Annotated in this window: 16 protein-coding genes; 8 read left to right on the top strand and 8 right to left on the bottom strand. The window is 71.2% G+C overall.

The genetic code is table 11. The annotated features are described in order from the left end of the window. Positions 1-9 precede the first annotated feature (9 nt). Positions 10-1,509 (top strand): CoA-acylating methylmalonate-semialdehyde dehydrogenase, encoded by a 1,500-nt coding sequence (gene mmsA / locus OG892_RS13030; RefSeq protein WP_371629217.1) that lies wholly within the window; start codon positions 10-12, stop codon positions 1,507-1,509. 83 nt (positions 1,510-1,592) lie between these two features. On the opposite strand, the gene OG892_RS13025 is transcribed toward mmsA, so the two are convergent. Then, positions 1,593-2,309 (bottom strand): VC0807 family protein, encoded by a 717-nt coding sequence (locus tag OG892_RS13025; RefSeq protein WP_371629216.1) that lies wholly within the window; start codon positions 2,307-2,309, stop codon positions 1,593-1,595. A gap of 220 nt (positions 2,310-2,529) precedes the next feature. Between OG892_RS13025 and OG892_RS13020 the strand changes: the two genes are divergently transcribed. The 6 genes from OG892_RS13020 (at position 2,530) to OG892_RS12995 (ending at position 9,997) form a co-directional block, all read left to right on the top strand. Then, on the top strand, positions 2,530-3,135 hold the full coding sequence (locus tag OG892_RS13020) for a DUF4291 domain-containing protein (protein ID WP_371629215.1): 606 nt from the start codon (positions 2,530-2,532) through the stop codon (positions 3,133-3,135). Positions 3,136-3,183: 48 nt separating this feature from the next. After that, on the top strand, positions 3,184-3,993 hold the full coding sequence (locus OG892_RS13015; RefSeq protein WP_371629214.1) for an alpha/beta fold hydrolase: 810 nt from the start codon (positions 3,184-3,186) through the stop codon (positions 3,991-3,993). 64 nt (positions 3,994-4,057) lie between these two features. Then, positions 4,058-6,718 carry an alpha/beta fold hydrolase gene (locus OG892_RS13010; protein ID WP_371629213.1) on the top strand — a complete coding sequence of 887 codons (2,661 nt, stop codon included), beginning with the start codon at positions 4,058-4,060 and terminating at the stop codon, positions 6,716-6,718. Next, a complete protein-coding gene (locus OG892_RS13005) occupies positions 6,715-7,593 on the top strand; it encodes an ABC transporter permease (RefSeq protein WP_073739623.1) in 879 nt (292 codons plus the stop codon). Before OG892_RS13010 ends, OG892_RS13005 begins: the two co-directional genes overlap by 4 nt. Positions 7,594-7,729: 136 nt before the next feature. Beyond that, on the top strand, positions 7,730-9,340 hold the full coding sequence (locus tag OG892_RS13000) for a von Willebrand factor type A domain-containing protein (RefSeq protein WP_371629212.1): 1,611 nt from the start codon (positions 7,730-7,732) through the stop codon (positions 9,338-9,340). A 126-nt stretch (positions 9,341-9,466) separates the two neighbouring features. Then, entirely contained in the window at positions 9,467-9,997 is a 531-nt protein-coding gene (locus OG892_RS12995; protein WP_371629211.1) for a DUF1772 domain-containing protein, read from the top strand. Here the strand turns inward: OG892_RS12995 and OG892_RS12990 are convergent. Next, the gene (locus tag OG892_RS12990; RefSeq protein WP_328867054.1) at positions 9,981-10,859 is read right to left on the bottom strand and encodes a helix-turn-helix transcriptional regulator; all 879 of its coding nucleotides are present in this window, start codon (positions 10,857-10,859) and stop codon (positions 9,981-9,983) included. The genes OG892_RS12995 and OG892_RS12990 overlap by 17 nt on opposite strands. A gap of 183 nt (positions 10,860-11,042) precedes the next feature. Between OG892_RS12990 and OG892_RS12985 the strand changes: the two genes are divergently transcribed. Continuing rightward, complete coding sequence (locus tag OG892_RS12985; RefSeq protein ID WP_371629210.1) at positions 11,043-11,837, top strand: SDR family oxidoreductase; 795 nt, start codon at positions 11,043-11,045, stop codon at positions 11,835-11,837. A 189-nt stretch (positions 11,838-12,026) separates the two neighbouring features. Here the strand turns inward: OG892_RS12985 and OG892_RS12980 are convergent, their stop codons facing one another. The 6 genes from OG892_RS12980 to OG892_RS12955 form a co-directional block, all read right to left on the bottom strand. After that, positions 12,027-13,172, bottom strand: a complete 1,146-nt coding sequence (locus OG892_RS12980) for a hypothetical protein (RefSeq protein ID WP_073738962.1) — start codon at positions 13,170-13,172, stop codon at positions 12,027-12,029. Between the two features lie 225 nt (positions 13,173-13,397). After that, positions 13,398-13,712: an L-rhamnose mutarotase gene (locus OG892_RS12975; RefSeq protein WP_073738963.1), complete on the bottom strand. Its 315-nt coding sequence runs from the start codon at positions 13,710-13,712 to the stop codon at positions 13,398-13,400. A gap of 38 nt (positions 13,713-13,750) precedes the next feature. Then, on the bottom strand, positions 13,751-14,836 hold the full coding sequence (rhaS, locus tag OG892_RS12970) for a rhamnose ABC transporter substrate-binding protein (RefSeq protein ID WP_371629209.1): 1,086 nt from the start codon (positions 14,834-14,836) through the stop codon (positions 13,751-13,753). Between the two features lie 40 nt (positions 14,837-14,876). Then, positions 14,877-15,929 (bottom strand): ABC transporter permease, encoded by a 1,053-nt coding sequence (locus tag OG892_RS12965; protein ID WP_328867057.1) that lies wholly within the window; start codon positions 15,927-15,929, stop codon positions 14,877-14,879. Then, a complete protein-coding gene (locus OG892_RS12960; RefSeq protein ID WP_073738966.1) occupies positions 15,913-16,968 on the bottom strand; it encodes an ABC transporter permease in 1,056 nt (351 codons plus the stop codon). The genes OG892_RS12965 and OG892_RS12960 overlap by 17 nt, the downstream gene beginning before the upstream one ends. Next, positions 16,965-18,506 carry a sugar ABC transporter ATP-binding protein gene (locus OG892_RS12955; RefSeq protein ID WP_371629208.1) on the bottom strand — a complete coding sequence of 514 codons (1,542 nt, stop codon included), beginning with the start codon at positions 18,504-18,506 and terminating at the stop codon, positions 16,965-16,967. Before OG892_RS12955 ends, OG892_RS12960 begins: the two co-directional genes overlap by 4 nt. Positions 18,507-18,909: the final 403 nt, after the last annotated feature.

The raw sequence follows: 18,909 nt of genomic DNA, 5'->3' as shown, positions 1-18,909 counted from the left end.
AGTCACAGAATGAAGACCGTCAACCACTGGATCGGTGGCAAGACCGTCGAGGGCGCGTCGGGCAACTACGGCCCGGTCACCGACCCGGCCACCGGGGCCGTCACCACCCAGGTCGCGCTGGCCTCCCCGGGCGAGGTCGACGCAGCGGTGGCCGCCGCGAAGGACGCGTACGCGACGTGGGGCACGTCCTCGCTGTCCGCCCGCACCGCGATCCTGTTCCGCTACCGCGCGCTGCTGGACGCCCACCGGGACGAGATCGCCGCGCTGATCACCGCGGAGCACGGCAAGGTGCACTCCGACGCGCTGGGCGAGGTGGCCCGCGGACTGGAGATCGTCGAGCTGGCCTGCGGCATCACCACGCAGCTCAAGGGCGAGCTGTCGACCCAGGTCTCGACCAAGGTCGACGTCTCCTCGATCCGCCAGTCGATCGGTGTCGTCGCCGGCATCACGCCGTTCAACTTCCCGGCCATGGTGCCGATGTGGATGTTCCCGATCGCCATCGCCTGCGGCAACACGTTCGTGCTCAAGCCCAGCGAGAAGGACCCGTCGGCCGCCAACCTCCTTGCCGAGCTGGCTTCGGAGGCAGGTCTGCCGGACGGCGTCCTGAACGTCCTGCACGGTGACAAGGTCGCTGTCGACGGACTGCTGAACCACCCGGACGTCTCCGTCGTCTCGTTCGTCGGGTCCACCCCGATCGCCCGTTACATCCACGCCACCGCCACGGCCGGCGGCAAGCGCGTCCAGGCGCTCGGCGGCGCGAAGAACCACATGCTGGTGCTGCCCGACGCGGACCTCGACGCCGCCGCCGACGCAGCCGTCTCCGCCGCGTACGGCTCCGCCGGTGAGCGCTGCATGGCGATCTCCGCGGTCGTCGCCGTGGGCGCGATCGCGGACGGCCTCGTCGCCCGGATCAAGGACCGCGCCGAGAAGATCAAGATCGGTCCCGGCAACGACCCGGCGTCCGAGATGGGCCCGCTGATCACCGCCGCCCACCGCGACAAGGTCGCCTCCTACATGACCGGCGCCGCCGCCCAGGGCGCCGATGTCGTCCTGGACGGCACCGGCCACACGGTCGAGGGCTTCGAGGACGGCCACTGGATCGGCCTCTCCCTCCTCGACAACGTCTCCACCGACTCGGACGCGTACAAGGACGAGATCTTCGGCCCGGTCCTGTGCGTGCTGCGCGTCGACACGTACGAGGAGGGCGTCGCGCTGATGAACGCCTCGCCGTTCGGCAACGGCACCGCGATCTTCACCCGCGACGGCGGCGCCGCCCGCCGCTTCCAGCTGGAGATCGAAGCCGGCATGGTCGGCATCAACGTCCCGATCCCGGTCCCGGTGGGCTACCACTCCTTCGGTGGCTGGAAGGACTCGCTCTTCGGCGACCACCACATCTACGGCAACGACGGCGTGCACTTCTACACCCGGGGCAAGGTCACCACCACCCGCTGGCCGGACCCGGCCGACGCCCCGGCCGGCGTAGACCTGGGCTTCCCCAGCAACCACTGACACCACGCACCTGAACCGCACCCGCACGCAACCGCAGGGCCGCTCCCCCGGGAGGCGGCCCTGCGGTGGTTCCTGAGCGCTTGTCAGCGCTGCTGTCCGGCGACCGCTTCCTCGATCATCCGCTCCATCGGAACGACCGCCGTCCGCCCCGAGACGACGAACGCGATAAGCATCGCGGCGATCAGGGCCACCTGGCCGCCCCACACCATCGTCTCGACCGGAACGGTGTACGCGCCCACGGCCCGCACCGCGCACTCACCCAGCAGCGCCACACCCCACACCACGGAGAACCGCGCCTCCGCCCGCCGGAACGCGTCGTCCGAACCGGTGGAAAGCCGCTGCCAGGCAGCGGACTTGGCCGCCTCGCCCCGGGTCAGCCACGGCCGCAGCCCGGCCGACATCATCGGCCGCCCCCGCAGCGCGGACACCAGAACCACCAGACCGATCGTGCTGCTCACCCCGCTGTCCTTGAGCAGCATCAGCCGGGGGTCACCCGCCACCAGGCTCAGCAGCAGCCCGACCGCGTTGACCGCCACCATCAGCGCGGCGAGAGCGTTGAGGCGCCGCTCCCGCGCCACCCCCCACACGGTCCGCACCGCCGGCACCACACTGCTCCAGGCCAGCGCCCCGAACGTGCCCAGGCCCGCCGCCTTCAGCACGTAGTACGAGACGAGCGGCACCGCCACATCCACGACCAGCGGCGCCAGGCTCTCCAGCATCGCCTTGCGCGGCGAGAACGCGACGGCGCCGGACCGGGTGTCGGCAGCGGGTGCGGCGACAGTGACGGCCGGGCTGCTCATGGGGGTTCCTCCCGTATCGGCGGCGCCCTCGCGGCCTCCGCTTCCGATACGTACAGACTGGCGTCCGGGCCCGGGTGCGCGGCAGAGCCGGGAGTACTGACCTCCGTATGACGAATGTCAGTGTCCGTGGATGACACGGACGCGGGCACACGGTCCGGCGCCGCTCCCCGTCACCGGAAACCCGTTCGCCCCGCACGCACCACCGTGCTGGGATGTCCGCATGACCCGACCGGCCGAACCGACCCCGCAGCAGCACGAGATACGCGCGCTCCACACCGACACCACCCTCACCGTCTACCAGGCGTACGCCCCCTCCCTCGGCCTCCCCGCCGCCCGCGACGGACGCTTCCCGCCGGCCTGGAAACGCGATCGCATGACGTGGATAAAGCCCAGCTTCCTGTGGATGATGTACCGCTGCGGCTGGGCCCTGAAGGAGAGTCAGGAGACCGTCCTGGCCGTGGAGATCACCCGTGAGGGCTTCGACTGGGCGCTCGCGAACGCCGAACTCTCGCACTACGAGCGGGGCGTGCACCCCGACCACGCGAGCTGGCAGCGCACCCTGCGCGGCGCACCGGCACGCGTCCAGTGGGACCCGGAGCGCGATCTGCACCTGAACCGGCTCCCGTACCGCTCCCTCCAGCTCGGCCTCTCCGGTGAGGCGGCGCGGCGATACGCGGACGAGTGGACGGTGTCCGTCCGCGATGTCACCCCGGTGGCCCGTCGGATCCATGAGCTGGTCCGGGAGGGTGCGGACGACGCGGCGGCCCGGCTCCTGCCGGAGGAGACGCCGTACACCGCTGCCGGGCGCGTGCCCCGGCTACGGTGACTGCTCGGATCCAGTCCAGCCGATGATCTCGATGCGAATGGGGGCAGTGTGCGCAACGCCGTTGTGACACCCGAAGGTGACCGGATCCGCTGGGTCGAGCTGCCGGGGCAGGAACCGGCCCGCGTCTATGTGCACGGGCTGGGTGCCAGCTCCCCCGCCTACTTCACGGAGACCGCCGTCCATCCGCTGCTGGCCGGCCGCCGTTCCCTGCTGATCGACCTGCTCGGCCACGGCATCAGCGACCGGCCGACCGGCTTCGGCTACACCCTGGAATCACACGCCGACGCGCTCGCCGAGGCGCTGACCGGCGCGGGTGTCACCGGCGCGGAGCTGATCGCGCACAGCATGGGCGGCTCCGTGGCCATCGTTCTGGCCGTCCGGCACCCGCGGCTGGTCTCCCGGCTGGTCCTGGTCGATGCCAATCTCGACCCGATCCCGCCCACCCGCCTCTCCGGAGGCAGCGGTGACATCGCCTCCTACTCCGAGCAGGAGTTCATGGCGGGCGGATGGGAGGAGATCCGCGACCGGGCCGGAGCCCACTGGTGGTCCACGATGCGCCTGGCCGGCCGCGAGGCCCTGTACCGCAGCGCCGTCCACCTCGCCGGGGGCACGGTCCCCACGATGCGTGAGCTCCTGGTGAGGCTGACGATTCCCCGCACCTTCCTGCTGCCGCAGGGCGACCGGCTGCCGGGCGCCGACGCCCTCACCGCTGCCGGGGTGTCCGTGGTCGCGATCCCGGACTGCGGACACAACATCATGCTCGACAACCCGGAGGCCTTCGCGAGCGCCACCGCGGAGGCGCTGGCGGCACCCCCGTACCGCGAGCGCAGTACACCGGGGCAACGCCGTACGCCCTGAGGAGGCCGGGCACCTCCCCCTGGCGGCTGCCCGGACGCCGTGGCGGCCCGCATAGGCTCGACGCATGGAGACCCCTCACGCCCGTACGTCCCGGTGGCGACGCCTGCTGCCCCGCGCCCGAGGCCGGTGGGCGGCCGGCATCGCCGCGTTCGTGGTGCTGGCCGGTGCGGGCACCTGGACCGCCGTGGCCGACGACAGCGCGCCGGCCGTGCACCGCCAGGACCGGATGATGCGCATCGACGGGGTGTCCATCGACACCTCGTACTTCACCACCGGAGGCTCGGAGCGCAGGCCCGCCGTGCTCATCGGCCACGGCTACGGCCGCACCAAGGACAACTCCCGGTCCCAGGCGCAGCAGCTGGCCCGCGACGGATACGCCGTGCTGACCTGGTCCGCCCGGGGCTTCGGCAAGTCCGGCGGGAAGACCTCCCTCAACGCACCCGACGCCGAGGTGAAGGACGTCTCCCGGCTGATCGACTGGCTGGCCCGGCAGCCCGAGGTGCGGCTCGACGCCTCGGGCGATCCCAGGGTCGGGGTCACGGGCGCCTCCTACGGCGGGGCGATCTCGCTGCTGGCCGCCGGGTACGACCGGCGCGTCGACGCCATCGCCCCGGAGATGACGTACTGGAACCTCGCGGACGCGCTGTTCCCCGACGGGGTCTTCAAGAAGCTCTGGGCCGGGATCTTCCTGACCACCGGCGGCGGCTGCGACAACCTGGAGAAGCAGCTCTGCGAGATGTACCAGCGGGTCGCCGTCAGCGGGAAGCCGGACGCCGCCGCCCGCGCCCTGCTCACCGAGCGGTCACCGAGCGCCGTGGCCGACCGCATCAAGGTGCCCGCACTGATCATGCAGGGACAGGCCGACTCGCTCTTCCCGCTCGGCGAGGCCGACGCCATGGCGAAGGCCATCAAGGCGAACGGCGCGCCGGTCTCCGTCGACTGGGTCGCCGGCGGACACGACGGCGGCGACAAGGAGTCCCACCGGGTACGGCAACGGGTCACCAGCTGGTTCGACCGCTACCTCAAGGACGACGAGGGCACCGACACCGGACCGGCCTTCCGCGTCACCCGGACCGGAGGCATCGACTCCACCGACGGGGCCGCCCTCACCCGGGGCGCGAGCGGCGACAGCTACCCCGGACTGCACAGCGGCGGCGAACCGGTGGAACTGCGCGGCGGGGCCCAGACGTTCAACAACCCCGCCGGAGCGGGACCGCCCGCCATCTCCGCCGTTCCCGGCCTCGGCGGCGGCCTCGCCCAGCTGTCCAACTTCGGCGGGGGGCTCTCCGTCGACTTCCCCGGACAGAACGCCCGCTTCGAATCCGCCCCGCTGAAGACCGCGCGCCGCGTCACCGGCTCACCGACCGTCCGCGTGAACGTCAAGGCGGGCAAGGGCGACGCGGTGCTGTTCGGCAAGGTGTACGACGTATCGCCGGACGGCAAGCAGCAGTCCCTGCCCTCCCAGCTCGTCACCCCCTACCGGATCACCCCGGACCAGCAGGGCAAGCCCCTCACGCTGAACCTGCCCGCCGTCGACCACGAATTCGACTCCGGACACCGGCTGCGGCTCGTACTGGCCGCCACCGACCTCGGCTACGCCTCCCCGGCCGCGCCGACCACGTACACCGTCTCCCTCGACAGCCCGCTCACCATCCCCACCGTGCCCGGCCTCACGACCGCCGCCGCCGGGCTGCCCCGGTGGACCTGGGCGCTGCCGGCCGTCGCCGCCCTGATCGCCGCCGCCCTGCTGCTCACCACGCGGCGCCGGACCACCACCCCCGCCCCGGACCCCGCGCTCACCGACGTACCGCTCCAGATCACCGGCCTGTCGAAGAAGTACGCCAGGTCCGCCGACAGGTATGCCGTCCGCGAGCTGTCCTTCCGCGTCGAGAAGGGCCAGGTGCTCGGGCTCCTCGGCCCCAACGGCGCGGGCAAGACCACCACGCTGCGCATGCTGATGGGGCTCATCACCCCCGACGAGGGAGAGATCCGGGTCTTCGGGCGGGCCATCCGGCCCGGGGCGCCCGTCCTGTCCCGGGTCGGGTCCTTCGTCGAGGGGGCCGGATTCCTGCCGCACCTGTCCGGGCGCGCCAACCTGGAGCTGTACTGGCAGGCCACCGGACGGCCCGCCGCCGACTCCCGCATCGAAGAGGCCCTGGAGATCGCCGGGCTCGGTGACGCACTGGCCCGCGCGGTCCGCACGTACTCGCAGGGCATGCGGCAGCGGCTCGCCATCGCCCAGGCCATGCTGGGCATGCCGGACCTCCTCATCCTCGACGAGCCGACCAACGGCCTCGACCCGCCCCAGATCCGCGAGATGCGGGACGTGATGATCCGGTACGCGGCCGGCGGCCGGACCGTCATCGTCTCCAGCCACCTCCTGTCCGAGGTCGAACAGTCCTGCACCCACCTGGTGGTCATGGACCGGGGCCGGCTCGTCCAGGCGGGCCCGGTCGCCGAGATCACCGGCTCCGGCGACATGCTGCTCGTCAGCACGGCGGACCGGCTCACCGAACCCCTGGTGGAGAAGATCGCCGCACTCCCGGGCCTCGGCTCCGCCGTCCGCACGGACGACGGACACGGGCTCCTGGTCCGGCTCGACGGGGCGACGTCCTCGCAGCTGATCGCGGAACTGGTCCGCCTCGACGTCCCGTTGACCGGCGTCGGACCGCACCGCCGCCTGGAGGACGCGTTCCTCACCCTGATCTCCGGAGGCTCCGCATGAGTACCGCAGCCGAAGTCACCGAAGCACCGGAAGCGCCCGGATACCGCGCCCGGCACACCCTCCCGCTGCGGGTGGAGGCCGCCCGGCAGCTGCGCAGGCGGCGCACCCTCCTGATGGGCGGAGTGCTGGCCGCCCTGCCGTTCATCCTGATCATCGCGTTCGCGATCGGCGGCACCCCGGACGGCGGGCCCGGGGGCGGCGGCCGGCTCACCCTGATGGACACCGCGACCCAGTCCGCCGCGAACTTCGCCGCGACCACCCTGTTCGTCTCGGCCGGCTTCCTGCTCGTGGTCCCGGTCGCGCTGTTCTGCGGTGACACCGTCGCCTCTGAGGCCGGCTGGTCCTCGCTGCGCTATCTGCTGGCGGCGCCGGTGCCCCGGGCCCGGCTGCTGTGGAGCAAGCTCGTCGTGGCGCTCGGCTTCAGCCTGGCCGCGATGGTGCTGCTGCCGCTCGTCGCGCTGGCCGCCGGAGCCGCCGCGTACGGCTGGGGGCCGCTCGAACTGCCCACCGGGGGCGCGCTCGCGACCGGGGACACCGTGCCCCGGCTCGCGCTGGTCGTCGCGTTCATCTTCGTCTCCCAACTCGTCACCGCCGGACTGGCGTTCTGGCTGTCGACCAGGACGGACGCCCCGCTGGGCGCGGTCGGCGGCGCGGTCGGGCTGACCATCGTCGGCAACGTGCTGGACGCGGTCACCGCGCTCGGCTCCTGGCGCGACTTCCTGCCCGCGCACTGGCAGTTCGCCTGGGCGGACGCGCTCCAGCCCGAGCTGGAGTGGGGCGGCATGGTGAAGGGCGCCTCCGTCTCGGTGGCGTACGCCCTGATCCTGTTCGCGCTCGCCTTCCGGGGGTTCAGCCGCAAGGACATCGTGTCCTGAACCCGGGACCCCGCTGAACTCCCCCTCACCGTTGCCGCATCGAGACTCATCCGCAACCTGCCCACCGGCTCCCCGTACCCCGCTCGCACGTCACATCCACGCATGGGGACGCGACGAAGCAGAGGGGGGTACGGGGATGGATCGCCGGACACGCGTACACGGCAGGGAACGGATGTACCGAGGGGCACTGGGGCTGCTCCTGGCGGGCGGGGTGCTGCTCACGGGCTGCTCGGGGGAGGGGAGCGGGGCCAAGAGCTCCACCGCTGACCGCCGTGGAGCGCCCGCCCCGGCCGCCACCGGGAACGGCGCGAAGGGCGGCGGGGCGGAGAGCGGCGCGCAGGCGCCGGACGGGGAGAGGAAGGCGGACGGGCCGGAGAGGTCCGTGGCGCCCGACTACCTGTCCACCTTCGCCCTGGACGTGGACACCGCTTCCTACGGATACGCGCGCCGCACGCTCGAGGACGGCAGGCTGCCCGATCCCGGGACCGTCCGTCCGGAGGAGTTCGTCAACAGCTTCCGGCAGGGCTACCCGCGCCCGAAGGGGAACGGATTCACCGTCTCCGTGGATGGGGCGCGGGCCGGTGCCGAGGGCGGCGACTGGTCGCTGGTCCGGGTCGGCCTGGCGACCAGAGCCGCGCCGCCCGCCGCCGAACGGCCGCCCGCCGCCCTCACCTTCGTCGTCGACATCTCCGGCTCGATGGCCGCCGCCGACCGGCTCGGCCTGGTGAAGAGCTCGCTCTCCACCCTCACCGACGAACTGCGCGACGACGATTCCGTCTCCCTGGTCACCTTCAGCGACGAGGCGAGGACCGTGCTGCCGATGACCCGGCTGCGCGACCACCGGGGGAAGATCCACGACGCGGTCGACTCCATGGAGGCCACCGACTCCACCAACGTGGAGGCCGGCGTCGGGCGCGGATACGAGGAGGCGGTGGACGGTCACCGCAAGGGCGCCAACAACCGGGTCGTCCTGCTCTCCGACGCGCTGGCCAACACCGGCGAGACCGACGCCGACGCGATCCTCGAACGCATCGGCTCCGCCCGCCGCGAGTACGGCATCACCCTCTTCGGGGTCGGGGTCGGCAGCGACTACGGCGACGCGCTGATGGAGCGGCTCACCGACAAGGGCGACGGCCACACCACGTACATCGCCGACGAGGAGCAGGCCCGCAAGGTCTTCGTCGACCAGCTGCCCGCGCACCTCGAACTGACGGCGCGCGACGCCAAGGCACAGGTGGCCTTCGACCCGAAGACCGTCCAGAAGTTCAAGCTGATCGGCTACGAGGACCGCGAGGTGGCCGACGAGGACTTCCGCGACGACCGGGTGGACGGCGGCGAGGTCGGCCCGGGGCACACGGTGACGGCGCTCTACGCCGTGCGCCTGCGGGACGGTGCCTCGGGCCATGTGGCCACCGCCACGGTCCGCTGGCTGGACCCCAGGAGCCGGGCCGCGCACGAGGAGACGGGCGAGGTGGAGACCGGGGCGATCGGGGGACGGCTCTGGGGCGGCCGCAGCACCCGGCTCCAAGTGACCGCGGTCGCGGCCTACTTCGCCGAGACCCTGCGCGGCGGCGAGCTCCCGGGCGCGCCCGGTCTCGCTGAACTCGCCGCCAGGGCAAAGACGCTGGCCTCGCAGACGGAGGACGACGCCGTGTCGAGACTGGCCTCCGCGATCAGCGGCGCGGACGCGCTCGGGGGCGGCCGGGGCGACACGACGGCGGACACCGGAGAGGGGGAGATGGGCTGACGCGGACCGGGCCGGCCCTCACCCGGGCCCGGCCCTCACCGGTCCCGGTCCTGACGGAGGGCCTGCGGTCGCACGGGCATGCGAATTCCAGCTGTGCGGCGGGGGCCGCTGAGCCATGATGAGCCCATGGCCTCCTTGTTCCTCGCCCTCGCCGTGACCACGACCGGCCTGTACGCGGGATTCCTGCTGACGTTCCTGGTCGTCGTCATGCCCGGCCTCGCGGCCCTGCCGGACGACGGATTCACGGCCGCGATGCGTCGCATCAACGAGAAGGTCCCCGGACCCGGGTTCGTGATTGTCTTCCTCGGCGTGATCGTCTTTCCCGCCATCACACTCGTCGCCGGGACCGACCACTGGAAATGGCCGCTGGTGGCCGGGGCGCTGGCCTGCTCCGTCGTCTCCCACGTGGTCACGATCGCGGGCAACATCCCGCTCAACAAGGCCCTCGCCGCAGCGAGACCGGTGTCCGAACCGGTGCCCGCGCCCGCCTCGGTGCCGGTATCGGCCGCAGCGGCACCGGGCGGGGTCGGCGAGGGCGGCGAGAAGGCCGACAGCGTGGCCCGTACCGCGTTCGAGGCTCGCTGGAACATCCTTCACCAGGCCCGGACAGCGCTCTCGCTCGCCGCGTTCGTCCTGCTGATCATTGCCGCCGACTAGTGCGAATCCAGCTGGCCAGGAGATCGAGTGCCTGGCGTTCGGGTGAGTCGGGCTCGGGCGAGTAGACGGTGATACGGAGACCGGGGTCAGCGGGCAGGTCGAGGGCTTCGTAGGGCAGGGCCAGGTCCCCGACGAGCGGGTGGCGGAGTTGCTTCACGCCGGAGTGGTGGAACCTCACGTCGTGCCGAGCCCAACGCCGGGCGAACTCGTCGCTCTTCGTGGAGAGTTCGCCGATCAGGTCCATCAGGCCCTTGTCCTGCGGCGAGCGGCCGGTCTCGGTGCGCAGCAGGGCGACCGAGTCGTTGGCGGCCTTCTCCCGCTCGGGCCAGAAATCGGCAGAACCAGGATCGAGGAACAGAAACCGCGCGGTGTTGACCGGACCACGCTGCGCGAACAACGGAGAATCGTAGACCGGGGCATACAGAGCCTGGCCGAGAGGGTTGGCGGCGAGGATGTCGAACCGCCCGTTGCGAATGTAGGCCGGCTGGTCGGTCATCGCGTCGAGCACCCGCAGCACCACCGGTCGGATCCGCCCCGTCGCAGTGGGGGGCCGACGCTCTGACGCGGTGGCGCGTGCCAGGTCGTAGAGGTGGGCCCGCTCGGCATCGTCGAGCTGAAGTGCGTGGGACAAGGAGTCCAGTACCGAGTCCGAGGCGCCCCGCAAGTTCCCGCGCTCGAGACGGATGTAGTAGTCGACGCTCATCCCGGCCAGCAGTGCCACCTCCTCCCGGCGCAACCCGGTCACACGTCGATTGCCACCGAAGACGGGCAGCCCTGCCCGCTGGGGCGTGATGCGGGCGCGACGGGTACTGAGGAACTCCCGCACTTCGTTGCCCTGCTCATGCCTCTTGCTGTCGGTCACATCACCACCGTAGGTCGTGCGGCGGTGTGCTGGGAGGTACTGCCGTTACCCGGAAGAGCAGTGACTCCCACCCGCGCACGAAGACGGGTTCCATGCGGTGACACAGCAAGCCGGAGCAGCCTCACGTCGAGTTGCTGAACACCCCGGCGCGCCATCCCGTACGACCGACCAGTAAGGCGTCAAGTGGTAGACAACCAATTCTCAACGCACGCGGAACTCTTCGATCTGAGCGGAAAGCGCGCGCTCGTCACCGGTGGCACCAGAGGCATCGGGATGATGATCGCGCGTGGCCTTCTCCAGGCGGGCGTCCGCGTGGTCATCAGCTCACGGAACGCGGAAGCGTGCGCTCAGGCGCAGGAACGGCTGTCCGAATTCGGTGAAGTGCGGGCCATCCCCGCCGACCTGTCCCGCCACGACGAGTGCCGGCGACTGTCCGACCTCGTCGCCGCCGACTCGGAACGTCTCGACATCCTCGTCAACAACGCGGGCGCGATGTGGGACGAGCCGCTGGAGACGTTCCCGGACGCGGCCTGGGACACGGTCGTCGACCTCAACCTGAAGTCGCCGTTCTGGCTGGTCCAGGCGCTGCTGCCCGCACTTCGCAGGGCGGGCACCGCCGACGATCCCGCACGGATCATCAACATCGGCAGCATCGCCGCCATCCACATCCCCCAGCGGCCCAACTACTCGTACTCCAGCAGCAAGGCCGCACTGCATCAACTCACCAGAGTGCTCGCCAAGGAGCTGGGACCGCAGCACGTCAGCGTGAACGCCGTGGCGCCGGGACCGTTTCCGTCGACGATGATGGCGGCGACCCTCGATGAGCTCGGCGAGGCGATCGCGGCGTCGGCCCCACTGCGCCGGATCGGCCGCGACGACGACATGGCAGGTGTCGCCGTGTTCCTCGCCGGCCGGGCAGGCGCGTACCTTACGGGCACCGTGATCCCCGTCGACGGCGGCATCGCCACAACCGCGTAGTGTCGCACGATCCAAACGAAAGGCCCTAAGGGCTGTCCCGTAATCCCTGGTGGATCAGCGCGCGGCGTCAGATGTGGTGCATCGCAAGGCGCCGGAGCGCCCTCATCGCGGAGCGATTCGGGCGTTTCGGCAACGCGGCGAGGTGCCGCAGCTGTCGTCGCGCGCCCGCCAGGGGTTACGGGACAGCCCTTAGGTGTTCTGCCCATGGAGGTTGGGGCCCCGGCGTCCGCGCCGCCCACCGGACTCCGGGGGCGCCCAGCCCGGACCCGGGCGGTCGGCGAGCCGCTGGGTGTAGCCGTACACCCCGCGGACGCCGGTGAAGCCGCCGACCAGGGCCAGGCACCAGGACAACGCGTCCGGCCCCAGCCCGCGTTCGGCCAGGACGAGGGCGAGGAGGGTCGCCCCGGCCATGGCCAGCGCGTACCCGTGCACGTCGGGGCGGTAGAGGGAGGCGCGCGGAGCACGGCGCACGCTTCGGGGTGCCGTGGGGTGGGAGTGCTCCGGCGCGTACGCCGCTTCCGCGACGTGGCGGTCGGTGGACCCCCAGACCACGTAGCCGTCATCGGTGACCAGCGCGGCGCCCATCTGCTCCACCGGATCGCCCCAGGAGCCACCGGCCGCCGCCCAGCACAGCCAGCCCTCCCGGCCCTCCAGGACAGCGGCCGACTCCAGGTCCAGCCACGGGAAGTACGCGCTCTCCTCCTGCGCGGTCCGCAGCGCGATCTGCCGGTCCTGCGCCACCACCATCAGCCGGCGCGACGCACTCCAGCGTCCGTCACCCTCACCGACCCACACGGCCGGTCCCACCCGCACCCGGCGGGCCGCGACCTCCCCGGCGGCGGCGTCCCTGCGCAGCTCGGCCGGCCCGGAGTGGGCGGAGCCGCCGACGAGGCCGCTCAGCCAACCGCGCAGCAGGAACAGCGAGATCAGGGCGGCGACGGCGATGAGCAGCGGCATCACCGGCTTCAGCGGCCCGGCGTGGGCACCGGCCGTGCGCACCACGACGAGTGGCAGCACGGCCATGAACAGCGAGGGCATGAGAGTCGCCCGGGTCATCCGGCGGCCGGGCAGCCGCGCGGGGACCGGGACGAAGCCGGTGCCGTGCGGCGGCGACGGGGCGGTCAGGGGCGGGGCGGTCAGGGGCGGGGCGAGCAGCGCACCGGCCCACCACAGGACGCTCAGCAGGGCCGTCAGGACCGCGTAGAGGACCGAACTGTCGCCCAGCAGCGGGCCGTCCTGGGCCGGGAAGAGCAGGTTCAGCGCGGTGACGGTCCCTGTCACCAGCGCCGCGGTGCCGGTGACGCGGCACCACCAGGTCGCTCGTCTCAGCCGCACCCTCTTGTCTCCGTGTGCCACCGTTCCCCCTTCGGGCCTCTCGGCCCGGTAACGCGTGCCGCCCCGCCGCGGCGCTCCCCCGATTAATTCGCCCGGATTCTACGCCGGTTTCCGGCATGGGCGAACAAAGTTCTGAGGGGTGAATGTACGGACATCGGTGTTCGGGTTTGTCCGGACGGACAGCGGGCCCGGACCCCCTGGGGAATCCGGGCCCGCCGCATCGCCTCACGCCAGGTGGAAGACCTCGACGAGCGGCACCATCGCGTCGTCCGCCGACTCCGGCTGCACGAAGAAGTCCGCCATGTCCCGCTGCCACCGCTCGTTCACCTCGGTGGCGGCCATGGCCTCGCGCGCCGCGTCGAAGTCCTCCGTCTCCAGATAGCCGACGAGCAGCCCGTCCTCGCGCAGGAAGAGCGAGTAGTTGTGCCAGCCCGCCGCGGACAGCGCGGCGAGCATGTCGGGCCAGACCGTGGTGTGGCGCTCGCGGTACGCGTCGATCCGGTCCTCGCGTACGTTCAACAGGAAGCAGACACGCTGCATGGTTCAGGTTCTCCGGTGGGTGAAGTGGCGGCGGGAGCTCAGAAGTTGAACTTGTCGATGTTCTTCTTGTCGAAGACGGTCGGCTTGCCGAGGATGACCTCGCCGTCCTTGCCGACCGTGTACTCACCGAGCGTGCCCGCCTTGAACTTCTCGCCCTCCGCGCCGGTGATCTGACCGGACGACAGCGCCGCGGCGGCGTACGAGCCGAGGTAGCCGAGCTCCTCCGGGTTCCACAGCGAGAACTGCTCGACGGTGTCGTCCTTGACGTACTTGCGCATCTGGTTCGGCGTGCCCAGGCCGTTCAGCACGACCTTGCCCTTGTACGAGGAGTCGCTCAGGTAGCGGGCGGCGGCCGCGATGCCGACCGTGGTCGGCGAGATGATGCCCTTCAGGTCGGGGTAGGCCTGCATCAGGCCCTGGGTCTGCTGGAACGACTTCTGGTCCGCGTCGTCCCCGTACGCCACCTTCACCAGCTTCATGTCCTTGTACTTGGGCAGCTTCAGCTCGTCCTTCATGAACTCGATCCAGGTGTTCTGGTTGGTCGCGTTCTGGGTGGCCGAGAGGATCGCGATCTTGCCCTTGTAGCCGATCTGCTCACCGAGGTGCTGCACCAGGCTGCGGCCGATCTCCTCGGAGCTGGCCTGGTTGATGAAGAGCTGGCGGCACTCCTTCGCGGTGTCGGAGTCGTACGCCACGACCTTGATGTTCTTCTTCATGGCCTGCTTCAGCGGGCCGCACACCGCGTTCGGGTCGTTGGCGGCGACCAGGATCGCGTCCTGGCGCTGCTGGATCAGCGTGTTGATGTAGCTGACCTGCGAGGAGGCGCTGGCGTCGGACGGGCCGACCTCCTTGCCCGTGCCGCCGAACTCCTTGGCCGCCTCGATCCCCGCGTCGTCGACGATCTTCTCGTACGGGTTGTTGATCTGCTTGGGCAGGAAGGCGAGCTTCAGCCCCTTCTTCAGCGCCGCGCCGGGATCGGCCTTCGCGGTGGCCCCGGCCTTCGTGGACTCCTTGTCGGAACTGTCCTTCGTGGTACCGGAACAGGCGCTGAGGGCGAGGGCGAGCGAGAGCGCGCCGGTGGCGGTGGCGACGGCGCGACGACCGGCGGCGGTGCGGAGCATCATGGCGGCGGTGTGCCTTTCGAGGAGGGTGGGACGGGAAGGGTTACGGGCGGGCACCGGCGGCGCGCCGGTGGCGTCGTTCGACCACGGCCGCGATGACGCGTGGGGTGAGGACGGACGCCACGAGCAGCAGACCGGTCACGATGACCTGCACCTCGTTGGCGATGTCGTTGAGGGTCAGCAGGTTCTTCAGGACACCGATGAGCAGCACCCCGGCGACCGCGCCGAACAGCGTGCCCTTTCCGCCGTCGAAGTCGATGCCGCCGAGCAGCACGGAGGCGATGACGAGCATCTCGAAGCCGAGTCCGTTGTCGGCGCGGGCACTTCCGTAGCGGAGCGTGAAGACGATCCCCGCGAAGGCGGAGAACAGCCCGGTGACGACGAAGAGCAGCAGCTTGATCCGCTTGACCCGGATGCCCGCGAAGTACGCGGCCTCCTCCTGCGCCCCGATCGCGAACAGCGAACGCCCCAGTCCGGTCGCGTGCAGCACGATCGCGGTGACCACGGCGAGCACGATGAACAGCAGGACGGGGTACGTGAGGAAGGTGCCGGGCACCGTGGTGGTGTCGACGGCCCAGTCCGCGTACGTCTGCGGGAAGTCCGTCACCGCGTCGCTGCCGAGCGCCACGGAGGCCAGACCCCGGTAGAGCGCGAGCGTGCCGATCGTGACGGCCAGCGAGGGCAGCCCGACCTTGGTGACCAGCCAGCCGTTGAGCAGCCCTCCGGCGACGCCCACCAGCAGCACCACCGGGACGATCGTCTCGAACGCCCACCCCGCGTTCCACAGCGCACCGGTCAGCGCGCTGCCCAGGCCCAGCATCGAGGCGACCGACAGGTCGACCTGCCCGGCGACCACCAGAAGGGTCATCGGCAGTGCGATGAGGGCGACCTCGACGATGTCGTTGAACGCGAACGCGAGGTTCTCGCCGGAGCCGAAGCCGTCGGTGGTGGAGAGCCCGGCGACGACGACCGCCACCAGGAGCGCCCCGACCGCGGTGTCCCAGCGCAGCGCCAGTCCACGCAGCGAACCCTTCGTCCTGGCGGACCCCTTCGGGGCGGCGGGCACCGCCTTCTCGGTCTCAGGCGCCATTGCCATGCCGGGCGCTCCTCTTCCTCAGTGCGGCGGTCATCCGCAGGTTCACGATTCGGTCGATGCTGATGGCCAGGAGCAGCAGTGCGCCGGTGATGGCGCCCTGCCAGAACGAGTCGACCTTCAGGACCACCAGCACGCTGCCGATGGTGGTGAGCAGCAGGGCGCCCAGCGCCGCGCCCCAGACCGTGCCCGTGCCGCCGGTGATGGCGACGCCGCCGACGACGACGGCGCTCACGACGGTCAGCTCCCAGCCGTGCGCGTTGTCCGCGACGACCGTGCCGAACCTGGCCAGCCACAGCGTTCCGGCGAAACCGGCGACGGCCCCCGAGAAGGCGTACGCGGCCAGGATCCGGCGCCGGATCGGCACCCCGGCGAGCACCGCGGCCTCCGGGCTCGACCCGATCGCGTAGAGCTCGCGCCCCGAGCGGTAGGAGCGCAGGAAGTACGCGGTCGCGGCGAGCAGCACCACGGTGATCAGCGGCAGGTACGGCACGCCCAGCAGGGATCCGCTGCCGAGGCCGAGGATCTGGTCGGGGACCTCGGCGGCGCCGATCTGGTCGCCCTGCGCCCACCAGTAGTCGACGCCCTGGATGATGTAGAGCATGCCGAGCGTCACGACGAGCGCGGGCACCTTGCCGAAGCTGACGAGCGCGCCGGAGACCAGTCCGCAGACCACCCCGATGGCGATGCCCAGCAGCATCACGGTGAGCACACCGTGATCCGTACCGGCGACGAACTTGCCGCAGGCGAAGGCCGAGAGCCCGACGACGGAGCCGACCGACAGGTCGATGTTGCGGGTGATCACGACGGCCGACTGGCCGACCGCGAGCAGCACCAGGATGGAGGAGTTGAGCAGCAGGTCCTTGATGCCCTGGTCGGACAGGAAGCGCGGATTGGCCAGGTAGGTACCGAGGATGAGCAGGATCAGCGCCCCGGCGATGGAGATCTCGCGGGCCCGGAAGACGGTGTCCACGAGCGAGGCCGCGCTGCGGGCCGGCGCCTTGGGGCCGCTGTCCGGCGGGCTTGCGACGGTGGTGGTCATGCCGCGTTCCTTTCGCCGAGTCCGGTCGCCGCCGCCATGACGGTCTCCTCGGTGGCATCCGCGCGCGGGAGTTCGGCTGCGAGCCGGCCCTCGTGCATGACGAGCACCCGGTCGGCCATGCCGATCACCTCGGGCAGATCGGAGGAGATCATCAGCACCGCGAGCCCGTCGGCCGCCAGTGCGGACAGCAGCCGGTGGACCTCGGCCTTGGTGCCGACGTCGATGCCCCGGGTCGGCTCGTCGACGATGAGTACGCAGGGTTCTGTCGCCAGCCACTTGGCCAGCACGACCTTCTGCTGGTTGCCGCCGGACAGGACTCCGGCGGAGTCGGCCAGCCGGTTGTACTTGAGCTGGAGGCGCAGCGCCCAGTCGGCGGCCCGGTCGTGCTCCAGGGCCCTGCTGACCAGCCCGCGGCGGCGGACCCGGCCGAGCCCGGTGAGGCCGATGTTGCGCTCGATCGACATCTCCATGACGAGCCCGCGCTGCCGGCGGTCCTCGGGGACGAGGGCGAGCCCGGCGGCCATCGCGGCGGTGGGCGAACCGGCGCGCAGCACGGTGCCGTTCACCCGTACCTCGCCCGCGTCGGCGCGGTCGACGCCGAAGACGGCCTGCGCCACCTCGGTACGGCCGGCCCCGACGAGCCCGGCGAGTGCGACGATCTCGCCCCGGCGCACCTCGAACGACACGTCGTGGAAGACGCCCTCCCGGGTCAGGCGTCGCACGGAGAGGGCGACTTCCCCCACGGCGGCGTGCTGCTTCGGGTAGAGCTCTTCGAGATCGCGGCCGACCATGAGCCGGACGAGCCCGTCCTGGGTGAGCCCCTCCAGCGGCTCCGTCGATATCCACCGGCCGTCCCGGAGGGTGGTGACGCGCTGGCACAGCTCGAATATCTCGTCCAGCCGGTGCGAGATGAACAGCACGGCCGCACCCTCGGCGCGCAGCGCCCGTACGACGGAGAACAGCCGGGCGGTCTCGCTGCCGGTGAGCGCGGCGGTCGGCTCGTCCATGATCAGGACGCGGGCCTCGAAGGAGAGCGCCTTGGCGATCTCGACGATCTGCTGGTCGGCGATCGACAGTCCGCGGGCCGGCCGCTCGGGGTCCAGATCGACACCGAGCCTGCGCATCAGTCCCGCGGTCGTGTCGCGCACGGCTCTGCGGTCGATCCGGCCGAGGGAACGCCGGGGCTGGCGGCCCATGAAGATGTTCTCCGCGATCGACAGATCGGGGAAGAGCGTCGGCTCCTGGTAGATGACGGCGATACCGGCGTCACGGGCGGCGGCGGGGCCGTGGAAGACGACGGGCTTCCCGTCGAGCAGTACGACACCGTTGTCAGGGCGGTGCACCCCGGCGAGCGTCTTGATCAGGGTGGACTTTCCCGCGCCGTTCTCCCCGGCGAGTGCGTGCGCCTCACCGGGAAAGAGTTCGAGCGACACGTCTTGCAGGGCCCGTACGGCACCGAAGGATTTACTCACGCCCTTCAGCGCCAGCACCGGGGCCGGCTCGGGGGCCGAGTCCGGGCCCTTGGCGGACTTGTTCATGAGGGGCTCCTGAGCGGTGGACCGAACCGGCGGGAGGCCGTAAGGACCCACACGGCGTGAAAGGTTTCAATCGGGCTCCTCGGAAGCTAGACGGGGTGCGCGGGCGTAGTCAATGGGTGGGCAGCGGTAATTTCCTGGGGTTGGGGAGAGGTGTTGAGGGGAAGTGGATGCCGGTGGTTCACCTAGTCGCGGATGCGCTGCGGCGCTTGGGTGAGGCGGTTGGTCGCCGTCTTGGTGAATCGATTCACATGCGCGGCTGACGTGTGGACCGATGCGCGTCCGCTGTGTGACTGATGCGGGGTGAACACGCGCTCCCGCACCGGCTCTGGCGCGGCCTCTGTGCGGGATGCGGGGATTTGAGACACGGGGCGTGCGGCGGCCGGGGGGCGGGAGCGGGGGTGGC

This window comes from Streptomyces sp. NBC_00341 (assembly GCF_041435055.1).
Classification (GTDB): domain Bacteria; phylum Actinomycetota; class Actinomycetes; order Streptomycetales; family Streptomycetaceae; genus Streptomyces.
This window is presented reverse-complemented; position numbering and strand designations above follow the sequence as displayed.